This is a genomic window from Cysteiniphilum sp. QT6929, assembly GCF_030035755.1.
In the GTDB taxonomy this organism is placed as follows: Bacteria; Pseudomonadota; Gammaproteobacteria; order Francisellales; family Francisellaceae; genus Caedibacter; species Caedibacter litoralis.
In genome coordinates this window covers 2,467,079-2,478,793 of record NZ_CP103983.1, presented here as the reverse complement: position 1 = coordinate 2,478,793, position 11,715 = coordinate 2,467,079, and the positions used below count along the sequence as shown (strand labels likewise).

General features: G+C 39.5%; 9 protein-coding genes. 2 read left to right on the top strand and 7 right to left on the bottom strand.

All coding sequences use genetic code 11. The annotated features are described in order from the left end of the window. Window position 1 precedes the first annotated feature (1 nt). From NYP54_RS10830 to NYP54_RS10820, 3 genes are all read right to left on the bottom strand, one after another. A complete protein-coding gene (locus tag NYP54_RS10830) occupies window positions 2–280 on the bottom strand; it encodes a peptidylprolyl isomerase (RefSeq protein ID WP_117001632.1) in 279 nt (92 codons plus the stop codon). Window positions 281–408: 128 nt separating this feature from the next. Continuing rightward, the gene (locus NYP54_RS10825; RefSeq protein WP_283156512.1) at window positions 409–3,471 is read right to left on the bottom strand and encodes an efflux RND transporter permease subunit; all 3,063 of its coding nucleotides are present in this window, start codon (window positions 3,469–3,471) and stop codon (window positions 409–411) included. Beyond that, a complete protein-coding gene (locus NYP54_RS10820; RefSeq protein ID WP_283156511.1) occupies window positions 3,472–4,518 on the bottom strand; it encodes an efflux RND transporter periplasmic adaptor subunit in 1,047 nt (348 codons plus the stop codon). A gap of 339 nt (window positions 4,519–4,857) precedes the next feature. Between NYP54_RS10820 and folD the strand changes: the two genes are divergently transcribed. Both folD and NYP54_RS10810 read left to right on the top strand, forming a co-directional pair. Next, window positions 4,858–5,715, top strand: coding sequence for a bifunctional methylenetetrahydrofolate dehydrogenase/methenyltetrahydrofolate cyclohydrolase FolD (folD, locus tag NYP54_RS10815; protein ID WP_283156510.1), 858 nt, complete (start codon window positions 4,858–4,860; stop codon window positions 5,713–5,715). 30 nt (window positions 5,716–5,745) lie between these two features. After that, on the top strand, window positions 5,746–6,318 hold the full coding sequence (locus NYP54_RS10810) for a tetratricopeptide repeat protein (protein ID WP_283156509.1): 573 nt from the start codon (window positions 5,746–5,748) through the stop codon (window positions 6,316–6,318). A 336-nt stretch (window positions 6,319–6,654) separates the two neighbouring features. Here the strand turns inward: NYP54_RS10810 and NYP54_RS10805 are convergent, their stop codons facing one another. The 4 genes from NYP54_RS10805 to purF all read right to left on the bottom strand — a co-directional run bounded on the left by NYP54_RS10805 (window position 6,655) and on the right by purF (window position 11,116). Beyond that, window positions 6,655–8,235, bottom strand: a complete 1,581-nt coding sequence (locus tag NYP54_RS10805) for a peptide chain release factor 3 (RefSeq protein ID WP_283156508.1) — start codon at window positions 8,233–8,235, stop codon at window positions 6,655–6,657. Window positions 8,236–8,399: 164 nt separating this feature from the next. After that, window positions 8,400–8,600, bottom strand: coding sequence for a hypothetical protein (locus NYP54_RS10800; RefSeq protein ID WP_117001638.1), 201 nt, complete (start codon window positions 8,598–8,600; stop codon window positions 8,400–8,402). 162 nt (window positions 8,601–8,762) lie between these two features. Beyond that, window positions 8,763–9,368 (bottom strand): tRNA-(ms[2]io[6]A)-hydroxylase, encoded by a 606-nt coding sequence (locus tag NYP54_RS10795; protein WP_283156507.1) that lies wholly within the window; start codon window positions 9,366–9,368, stop codon window positions 8,763–8,765. Window positions 9,369–9,604: 236 nt separating this feature from the next. Beyond that, a complete protein-coding gene (purF, locus tag NYP54_RS10790; RefSeq protein ID WP_283156506.1) occupies window positions 9,605–11,116 on the bottom strand; it encodes an amidophosphoribosyltransferase in 1,512 nt (503 codons plus the stop codon). Window positions 11,117–11,715: the final 599 nt, after the last annotated feature.

Genomic DNA, 11,715 nt, shown 5'->3' with positions numbered 1-11,715 from the left:
ATTATGAACGAGATGTGATTTCAACTAAATGATAACCAAATTGTGTTTTAACTGGTCCGTGAACTTTGCCAACTTCTTCAGAAAAAACCACTTTATCAAATTCAGGAACCATTTGACCTGGACCAAAAGAACCTAGATCACCGCCATTTCTACCTGAAGGACATAGTGATTTTTCTGCTGCTGCTTTTGCAAAGTCTGTACCTGCTTCAATCTCTTTTTTTAAAGCTTCGCATTCTGCCTCTGTTTGAACGAGGATGTGGCGTGCTGACGCTTGTTTCATATTGTTCTCCATATTAGTTTCTATTAATTAACACGCAGTGGAGTGTACCCAATCAATCATTAAAAAACAATGAAAAAGCGCGCAAGTTGCAGACAAATGAATTCAATCACATTTATACCGCTCATAAATCATTTTGCGGTGTTCAATGTCAAAGAAGTTTTTGATGGTTTATTTGTCCTAATGGATTTTAATAATTGATACGCCACCGGCACAATAAACAACGAGAACAGTGATCCTAATAACAATCCTGCAACAATAACCATACCGATTTGCTGGCGGGCATGCTCGCCGACCCCTGTGCTTAATAATAATGGAATAGCGCCTAAAATCATCGTCGCTGATGTCATCAAAATTGGGCGCAAACGTGTTGCGGCTCCTTTGATCACCGCTTCATTTAACGAGGCACCTTTAGCTAATAACTCATTAGAGAACTGCACAATCAACACACCATGTTTTGATACCAATCCAATTAAGGTGATTAAACCAATATCTGTATAGATATTTAATGTCCCTCCGATGAGTTTAAGTCCAAGCAAAGCGCCAATCACACATAAAGGCACTGTCAATAAAATAATAAATGGATCAATAAAACTCTCAAACAATGCAGCAAGCACCAAATAAATAAATAAAAGCCCCGCAATAAAGATAATAATCATACTGTTATTACCTTCAAGCATATCTTTGGCATCCCCTTTGAATGCCAAACTTGTACCGGGTAATAGTTGTTCGGTAATTGCCTTGATTTGCTCGACCACCTGCCCCATTGAAGCATTTGGTTGTAAGTTAATATCCATTTCCATCGCATGCATTTGGTTATAAGTCGTCAAATAAGGAATTTTTACCACTGGTGAGATACTTACTAAGCGTCCTAACTGCACCCAACCACCTGAATCAGTTTTGATATATAAACGATTTAACACATTAAAACTCTTAAGATCTTTTTTTGGCAATTGTACATAAATGGGGAAGCTCTCACCTCCGGTTTCATAATCACGCGATAACTGCCACCCCCCAAACATAATATTTAAGATCGTTTGGATATTAGCAGGATCAACGTCCAACAAAGCAGCATTGGTATAATTAATATTCATATCAAATTGTCCACTATTTACTGCAGTGCCAACACCTGCATGTGAAATAGTTGGCAATTTTTCAAGCATCGTGACCAAACTTCTGGCTTTCTTATAAAGTGTTTGATAATCATCCATACTCAATATATACATTTGAATGTCACCATCGCCTGATTGATTACGCCCTGATAATGGAAATACCCAACTACTACCTTGTATGCCTTGAGTATTTTTAATAATTCCATTTAATTCGCGCGCCACCTTGTAAGCATTAGTGACTTGATCCTCTCTTAAGATATTCATTGAAAACCCTGAGGTTTGACCACTTTGCGTATCAACAAAACCAAATGAGTGATCAAACACCTTACTGGGTAATTTATCTTGGATTTCATCCAACTTTTGCATGATAAAATCTGAGCTTGCGTTACTTTGTCCGACAATATTGACACCAACCACGCCAATGGTATCATTCGGTTGCAATGCTGTTGGCATTGAGCGAAACAAACCGATCCCTGCAATAATTAAAATTACAAAAATAGCGATGACCCAAAAGCGGACTTGTAACACGAAATAGAGTGATTTTTTATATGCTTTTTCACAGTTTGCAAACAATTTGGTGACAAATTTCTCATAGCGACTTTCTTTTGCTTTACCCAAAGTATGTGCACACATGGTCGGTGACAAGGTCAACGCGACAAAGCCTGAGATTAAAACACTCGCAGCCAAGGTAAAAGCAAATTCACGAAAGAAAACGGCTGATTTATCATTCATAAAGGCAATCGGGATATAGACAGCAACTAGCGTAATCGTCATACCAATAATCGCAAAGCCAATTTCTTTACTGCCTAAAATCGCGGCATCAAACGCATTATAGCCCTTTTGCATATAGCGATAGCAGTTCTCAAGGACAACGATCGCATCATCAACCACAAGTCCTACGGCTAGTACAATGGCAAGTAATGTCATCATATTGATACTAAAGCCTAGTGGCCAGATAATCACAAACACGCCAATTAAACACACCGGCAAGGTGACAATAGGCACCAATGCCGCTCTAAAGCGCCCTAAAAACAATAAAGAAATTAATGATACCAAGATAATGGCTTCAATAATTGTCTTAATAACTTCATATAAAGAGGCTTTCAATGAGGTTGCCACATTAAAGAGCACACTGGCTTTCATGCCCGGCGGCAATGAACCTTGCATTTGTTTAACGGCCTTTTCAACGGCATTGGCAACATCAATCGGGTTAGCATCACTGGTTTGAGAGACATTAACCACAACACCAGATTTGCCATCAATAATACTGATGGAACCGTTGGCAAGTGATAAATTGCCCAAGTATATCTTGGCAATTTGTTTTAAATAAATCAGCTTGCCATTATGTTTCGCAATGATTAGGTTTTCAAATTTACTGATACTATCTAATGCGCTATCAACATTAATCGTATAGGTATTGTTATTGGTAATAAGCTGTCCCGCTGAGACATTGCGATTAAGCTGCTCTAGTTTATTAACAACATCAATGGCTGAAATTTTTAAAATCGCCATTGCCTTGGGATCAAGCTCTATACGTAGTGCTGAGCCTTCAGAATAAACTTGCACATCACCAACGCCTGGAATCTGTGCTAATTGCTTGGTGATCGTATCATTGATATAGGATGTTAAGCTTTCCGTTGAGCGATTGCTATCTTGAAAACCAATTAGCATCACTTGCGAGCCATCACCACGTTGTTTAATCTGCGGTGTTTGCGCATTTTGCGGCAAATTGACACCTGCAATGTCACGCATGACTTCAGATTGCGCGGTAATGAATTTCTCTTGATCAATATTGCCAAAGTTCAATTTAATCTGACTTTGATCTTGCATTGAGGTCGCTTCGATGTAGCTTAGATTCTCCGTCCCTGAAATTGCGGCAACAAGCTGTTGCGTGACATCTTTTTGCACCACATCAGCACTTGCCCCTGGATAATTGGTTTGAATCATTAATACTGGTTTAAACACCGTTGGTTCAAATTGCAACTTAACATAACTAAAACTTAACAAACCACATAATACCAATATCGCATTAAGTACAAACGACAGTACGGGGCGTTTAATACAAATCTCAGGCAGCTTCATTTATTTCTCCACCTTAACGGCAACACCATCTGAAATATTACCCTCGGCAGATACGATTACCTCTTGCCCTTTACTTAAGCCCTCTAAAATACTGACATAATCTTTATCGATTTGCCCAATTTGCACGGGCACCATTTTGGCTTTACCCTCAACAATCACATAGACGATAAAACCACCACTTTGCGCACTTAATGCACTTTCAGGCACCGCCAATACCATGTTGTTTTCTTTGATAATTTGTGAGACATAAACACTCATACCAGGACTTAGCAGGTTATCCGTATTTTTAAAAATCGCACGTGCCGTAAAGGTCAAGTTATCGTCTGAAACATCTGGCGAGATATAATCCACCTTGGCATGAAAGACCTGTCCTGGAAATGCATCGACTTTAAAATCAACCGTTTGCCCAAGCTTAATACTACTGGCATAGGATTCCGGTAATGCATATTGCAGTTGTAGATTCTCCTTATCCACTAAGGATACCAAGGTGTCTCCTGCTGAGACATAACTGCCTTTGGCTAAAGTCGTTAATGTCAAATACCCACTAAAAGGTGCAACAATTTTAGTGTTTGATAGCTGGTATAATGCCGCATCATATTGCGCCTTTGTCTGCATGTAGCTTGCCTTGGCATTATCTAGCTCACTTTGTGAGACAGCATTGTTCTCCTTATACAAAGTATCTGTACGCTTATATTGCGCTTCTGATTTTGTAAAATCAGCCAATGCAGAGCTTACATCTGCCATTTGCTTGGTGTCATCCAAAGTCATCAATAACTGCCCTTCTTTGACATATTGACCACTGACAAAGTCAATACTGCTAACAATCCCTGCAATCTGCGCTTTAAGTGTCACCGTATTTGGCGCAACCAGTAGCCCTGTACCTTTGGCAGATAGCGGAATATTGCGCTCATTAACCGTTGCCATCATTACCCCTGTTGGCTCAACGTGAAAGCTCATCTCTTTCTTAGCAGTTGCTAAAAACAAAAAATAAATAACCACCAATAACAAGATTGCCGTAATAATTCCAAAAATAATATGTTTTTTCATCCATCAAAACCAATGATATAAAGCACTATTGCTTAAACTAGACGATCTTTTGGTACGATTCAAGAACATTAACAAATGTTGTTTAAAATAACACGTGAATTGTCCATACCCATCGTAAATCATTTTGCGGTATTTAGTTGCAAAGCAGTTGGTGAGGGTTTTGCAAAGTTGGATTGCAGGTAATAGCTAGGGCTATTGCCAAAATTCAACTTTGTAAAGGAGCAGCAAATGCAAAGCAAGAAATTCTGTAAAACGGTTTATGATGGGTATATCATGTACTACCAATTTAAGCCTATAAAAAATAGTAAAGTAAAAAAGTAGAAAACAGGAACCTATGCTATGGCACAAATTATTGACGGCAAAAAAAAAGCGCAAGAAATCAGATTAAAAATCAAATCACAAGTTGATCAACTAAAAGAGCAAAAAAAACGTATCCCAGGGCTTGCGGTAATTATTGTTGGCAACAATCCCGCCTCGCAAATTTATGTTAACAACAAGCGTAAAGCCTGCGAAGAAGTTGGCTTTTTATCCTTAAATTATGATCTTAATGAAGACGTTAGTAACGATGAATTACTCAACCTCATTAATAAACTCAACAACAATCCAACGATTGATGGCATATTGGTGCAATTGCCACTGCCTCAGCACATCAATGCTGAGAAGGTGCTTGAAGCCATTCTCCCTGATAAAGATGTTGATGGTTTTCATCCTTATAATATTGGTAAATTGATGCAGCGCAATCCCCTGTTGCGCCCCTGCACGCCCAAAGGGGTGATGACATTACTTGAATCGGTGATTGATAACTTTAAAGGCAAACACGCGGTTATCGTTGGCGCTTCCAATATCGTTGGGCGCCCGATGTTAATGGAGCTTTTGTTAGCGGGTTCGACGGTCACTACATGTCACCGTTTTACCAACGATCTAGCTGAGCACTTATCACGCGCGGATATTGTAGTTGCCGCCGTTGGCAAACCGCACTTTATCAACGGGTCTTGGCTAAAAAAAGGTGCTGTGGTCATTGATGTTGGTATCAATCGATTGGATGATGGCAGTATTGTTGGGGATGTTGATTTTGACAGTGCCTTGGAAAATGCCGCTTTTATCACCCCAGTCCCAGGTGGTGTTGGGCCTATGACCATTGCCACTTTACTAGAAAATACGTTATTCGCTTGTGAGTATTTACATAGCAAGGCATAATGTTTCGCGAGAAGTTTGGAGCGAACATACATGAAGCTTATTAAAAATCATCTTTCAATTTGGGTTGGTGCCATCATTGCCCTATTGGCTATTATTCTAGGCACAACGGCACTTTATCATAATAACGCACATGCTATTATCAGCAGCAAATTAGAAAATACAGCTAACGTTAGTAATGATAAGCCCGAAAAAGCTAAAGACACCTCAGATAATGAGCCTATCAATTACACGCGACTAAGTCCAAAAGCTGCCTATGATAAAGGGGTTGAATACAGCAAACAAATCAGTAAATCAGGTGGTAACAATATCGATAAAGCAGTTGATTATATTCAGTACTCAGCTGCCACAGGATATGCTGAAGCGCAATTTAAGCTTGGATTAATGTATTTTCAAGGGTTAGGCGTGCAATCAAACCCTGCTGTTGGCTTTTACTGGATTGAAAAAGCCGCTAAAAACGACTATGCCGAAGCTCAAATTTATTTGGCGTATATGTATAAAAAAGGCATTGGCGTGTCAACTAATCTCTTTAAATCAAACTACTGGTTACGCCAAGCACGCGCTAATGGTATTGATCTGAGTTTAGATGCATTGCCATTTTTCTAAGCGCTTAAGCTATTGCCAATTTGTAAATTTTTTGTAAATATTTACAAAAACACCTTTTCATCATGCAAAAACCCTAGTATAGTGGCGCTCTCTTTCGACGGGTCGCTAGCATCAACTTCCTCCCTCCTCCCTCCTTGAATAGATCTAGTGGTTCGTCGATTGTTTGTTTTCTGTTTTTTGGCTAAGACTAAATATTCACCTAATACACCAAAAAGTGTTCACCAAGTAAGCTTGGGAAAGTCGCGCTTTATAGAGGCTTCGACTTATGCTCAGCCAACGCCCACACAATCTAAGTGGACGGGAATACAGCTTATGAGAATTTTATGTTGGGGATACTTAGTGCTCTCTTGTAGCCAGAAATTGAATATCTGGATTGCGCTCTTGTGCCATCTGCAGATTAACACGCGTCGTTGCCAAGTAAGTCAAATGATCACCACCATCTAATGCCAAGTTATCTGCATATTTATTTTTAAATTGCTCCAGTTTTTTCTTGTCATTTGCCTCTATCCAGCGCGATGCGACAACATTGACCTGCTCATAACTGCATTTAACGCCATATTCGTTTTCCAAGCGATGGGCGACAACATCAAACTGTAGTACACCAATCGCGCCAAGAATCAGGTCATTATTATTCAACGGTCTAAATACTTGAGTTGCACCTTCTTCAGATAATTGAATTAAGCCTTTCAAAAGCGCTTTCATCTTCAATGGATCGTTTAAACGCACACGTCGAAAAAGCTCAGGGGCAAAGTTAGGAACACCCGTGAATTTAAGTATTTCACCTTGCGTGAATGTATCTCCAATTTGAATCGTACCATGATTATGCAAGCCAATAATATCCCCTGGATAGGCTTCCTCTAGGGATTCACGCTCACCAGCGACAAAAGTTAACGCATTAGAGATTTGCACCTGCTTATTAATACGCACATGCTGCAATTTCATACCTTTTGTATATTTACCCGAACAAATTCTAAAAAATGCCATACGATCACGATGCTGTGGATCCATATTCGCTTGGATTTTAAAAACAAAGCCGGTTAATGGTTCTTCATCTGCCACTACTTCACGCACATCAGTCGTCCTTGGTGTTGGTGATGGCGCACATTCGGTAAAGGTGTCTAACATCTCTTTAATACCAAAGTTACTCAATGCCGTACCAAAAAATACAGGGGTTAGCTCACCGCGGCGATATTTCTCAAGATCAAACTCGTGACTGGCGCCCTTAACAAGCTCAACCTGTTCTCTTAGCTCATCTGCCAAATATCCAATTTTTGCATCAAGTTCGCTATTATCTAACCCTTTGATTACTTTATAGTTATGAATATGGTGACCGTGACCAGTTTCAAATAAAATCACCTCATCCTTATATAGATGATAAACTCCTTTAAACTCCTTACCTGAAGCAATTGGCCAAGTCATCGGTGCACATTGAATATTAAGCACATCTTCAACCTCGTCCATCAACTCCATTGGATCACGTGTATCACGATCAAACTTATTGATAAAGGTGATGATTGGTGTTGTTCTTAAGCGGCACACTTCCATCAATTTAATGGTACGCGCCTCAACCCCTTTAACGCCATCGATAACCATCAAGGCTGAGTCAACTGCGGTTAATGTGCGATAGGTATCTTCTGAGAAATCCTCATGTCCTGGAGTATCCAAAAGATTAACCACACAATCATTATAGGGAAACTGCATCACCGATGTGGTGACTGAAATACCGCGTTGCTTCTCAAGCTCCATCCAGTCAGAGGTCGCATGACGACCTGATTTTTTACCCTTTACCGTACCTGCTAATTGAATTAGATTTCCAAATAACAACATCTTTTCAGTTAACGTAGTTTTTCCGGCATCCGGATGCGAAATAATCGCAAATGTGCGTCGCTTATTTAGCGCCTGTAGAAATTCAGACATCATTTTTCCTCAAAAAAATCAAAATTAAAAATACTTTGCCCTTGCAAAGGGCAAAGCCTACCTGTTTTACTGATAAATGTAAAAACTTTATGAAAAAATAATGCTTTAAAAACTACATTGGCAACTCGATTTTTCTTATGACTACTAACAGATAATATTCTAACTTAGCGTTTATGTTCAATAATTTTATCCACTTCTGTAAAACTTATTTTCTTAACACCAAAAGGCATATCGATCATCACATGCTCAGCTGAAATATGCTTAAGCACCCCGACATAACGAATATTATGTGATTTAACCGTCACAATGCTTTGTTTATTATACATATCAAACAACCATCGCTTGGTTTTATCATTTATTTGCATGATTGTCTCCTCCATACACAAGATATCAATATCGTACTGATACCCCATAAGCTTGAATCCAAACTTACTTTTTTTTCTCTCTTAATCTTGGTAATGATAGATAGGAACTGACTAAAATACAATATTCAAAAAAGCAACTTTACCCGAAAAAACCCGTGGGGCTTAAACCCCACTATGGAAACGAAATTCTGTATCTGATGATTCTATCAAGTGCTTCTCTACTGTAGAAAAGCGCTTAATATGGTGCTTGATATCCTCTGTGGCAAATTGTTGTGCAAATTTAAGATAAATAGTGAAATGACGCTGCTCTGATGCTAATAATCCCAAATAAAATTTTTGCAGCTCCTCATCTAAAAAAGGCGCAATAGCACCAAAGCGCTCACACGACCGTGCTTCGATAAAGGCACCAATAATAAGTGTGTCAACAAGACGCCCTTCCTCTGACGTACGCACATGCTTTTTTAGCTCTTTGACATAGCGTGACTCTGACAGTAGACGATATTCAATATTGCGTTTTTTAAGGATACCTAGCACCTGTTCAAAGTGTACTAGCTCCTCGCGGGCAATTTTTGACATTCTCAGCAGAAGCTCTGGATGCTCAGTTGATTTGCGATACATAAAGCTAATGGCAGCAGATGCCGCCTTTTTCTCACAATGCGCATGATCTAGCAATAGGATATCAATCGATTTGAGTGCTTTATCTATCCACTCTTTGGGTGTTTTACATGGCAAAAATGTATCAATCGTTGCCTGATTAAAATAATTCATTCTAAAAACTTACACTATTATTCTGTTTTAATTTCAGGTTTATAAACGGAGCTACAGACTTTTTCTATTTCAACACCCCGCCTCGCAGGCTCAGCACCCCTCTTGCAAAGAGGGGAATAAAAATCAACCCTTGCCGAATTCCCCTCTTTGCAAGAGGGGTGGCAGCCGTAGGCTGACGGGGTGTTTATAAAATCATAGTTTTTTCTAAAGTGCGTAACTCTTATTATAATCTCATATTATTCTTGATTATGCATATCAACGGCACCTAGTTTTGGTGCCGTATTTTCCGCTTGTTGTTTGCGATGATTTAACAATGCTGCAAAATAACTATCATCAACTCCACCTGTAACATACTTGCCATCAAACACTGAGGTATCAAAATCTTGCAAGTGCGGTGCCTGTTTACGCACGGCAGCAACTAGATCATCGGTTGTTAGATAAAATAAATGATCCACACCAATCCACTGACGAATTTCATTAATACTGCGATTATGCCCAATAAGCTCATCATGCGTTGGCATATCGATACCATAAACATTAGGATATTTAACCACTGGTGCTGTGGATACGATTGAGACTTTGCGCGCCCCTGCTTTTCTTGCCATCTCAACAATCAACTTTGAGGTGTTACCGCGCACAATAGAATCATCAACCAACAGCACATGCTTACCTTTAAACTCATGGTCAATCGTATTGAGCTTCTTGCGAATAGATTTCTGACGCGCTGCTTGATTAGGCATGATAAAAGTGCGTCCAACATAGCGATTTTTGACAAAACCTTCACGATATGGCACATCTAAGACGCGCGATAATGGCAGTGCCGCGTGGCGCCCTGAATCAGGCACAGGAATCACTACATCAATATCATGTTCTGGTAATTCAGCTAGGATGTTTTTTCCAGCAATGCGCCCCATCTCTAAACGTGCACTGTAAACAGAGGCGCCATCAATCACAGAATCAGGGCGCGCTAAATAAACATATTCAAAAATGCAAGGTGATAAGCTCGCGTTAGGAGCACATACTTTACGCTTAAGTTCTCCATCAAGAGAGATAAAGATTGCCTCACCAGCACCCAGATCACCCATCACTTCATAACCATCACAATCTAATGCAACGGTTTCAGAGGCAACCATATATTCTTTTTTGCCATCGACTTCTTTTATACCCAACACCAAAGGACGAATGCCATGCGGATCACGAAAGGCAAACAAACCAGCCCCCGCGATCACACCAACAACGGCATAGCCACCAATACAGCGTTGATAAAGCTTAGCTAATGCATTAAAAAAGATATCCGTTGAAAAATTAGTGAGTGACACTTCGGCTTTGTGCAGCTCTGAGGCTAATACATTAAGTAAAAGCTCCGAGTCCGAGCTTGTGTTAATATGGCGAAAATCATGCTCCAACAATTCTTTGCGAATTTGCGTGGTATTAATCAAGTTCCCATTATGCGCTAAGGCAATGCCATAAGGTGAGTTGACATAAAAAGGTTGCGATTCAAAAACACTGTCGGATCCTGCGGTTGGATAGCGCACATGACCAATACCCAAATTGCCTTGTAAACGCTCCATGTGGCGCGTACGAATCGCTTCAACGACAAGCCCTTTGTCTTTGCGTAGCGACATATGATAACCATCACAGGTCAAAATACCTGCAGCATCTTGTCCACGATGCTGCAACATCGTCAATGCATCAAACAACTTTTGATTTGCAGGCTCATGCCCAATAATCCCAACAACACCGCACATAGTTCTCAATCTTCTTGCTGTTTTAAGACCGAGCTATTCTATACTAGTGATATACCCATCGCAAATCATTTTGCGGTGCTTAATGTTGAAGAAGTTTTTGATTATTTCAAATGATTGGAGTGCAGGTAATAGCTAGGACTATTAACAAAATTCAATCACTTGAAATCGCGAGAAATTCAATAACAGAAATACTGTAAAATGGTTTGTGATGGGTATATAGCATTTGTGAATCATTTTACAAAATTTCCCTCTGTGTACACGATGATTTTCTCATTTGACTGGTTACTGTAAGGCAATATTTTGCCTAAACCTTGACACTTCCGGTAGCTGTCAAGCTAGTTGTCGCCTAACTTTTCCCGCCAACCACAATTTTATTTTTTTGTCATTCTGAAAAGTGTTGTGAAATTGTAACGACACCAATCAAGCAATACATTTCCTTATCATCGCTGTGTTGAGGGATTGGTTAATAGCGCCTGCCAAAGATGTTAAATATTTGTAAAAAATAGCTCATATAAACACTGAAATTTAAACATTTTAACTAAAGTTTTCTATCAAATCTCTTATTACAATAAGGTCAACTTATTTAGCTAAACACTAAT

Coding starts and splice junctions, on each gene's coding strand:
- NYP54_RS10830 (WP_117001632.1), bottom strand. CDS start 280: ATGAAACAAGCGTCAGCACGCCACATCCTCGTTCAAACAGAGGCAGAA.
- NYP54_RS10825 (WP_283156512.1), bottom strand. CDS start 3,471: ATGAAGCTGCCTGAGATTTGTATTAAACGCCCCGTACTGTCGTTTGTA.
- NYP54_RS10820 (WP_283156511.1), bottom strand. CDS start 4,518: ATGAAAAAACATATTATTTTTGGAATTATTACGGCAATCTTGTTATTG.
- folD (WP_283156510.1), top strand. CDS start 4,858: ATGGCACAAATTATTGACGGCAAAAAAAAAGCGCAAGAAATCAGATTA.
- NYP54_RS10810 (WP_283156509.1), top strand. CDS start 5,746: ATGAAGCTTATTAAAAATCATCTTTCAATTTGGGTTGGTGCCATCATT.
- NYP54_RS10805 (WP_283156508.1), bottom strand. CDS start 8,235: ATGTCTGAATTTCTACAGGCGCTAAATAAGCGACGCACATTTGCGATT.
- NYP54_RS10800 (WP_117001638.1), bottom strand. CDS start 8,600: ATGCAAATAAATGATAAAACCAAGCGATGGTTGTTTGATATGTATAAT.
- NYP54_RS10795 (WP_283156507.1), bottom strand. CDS start 9,368: ATGAATTATTTTAATCAGGCAACGATTGATACATTTTTGCCATGTAAA.
- purF (WP_283156506.1), bottom strand. CDS start 11,116: ATGTGCGGTGTTGTTGGGATTATTGGGCATGAGCCTGCAAATCAAAAG.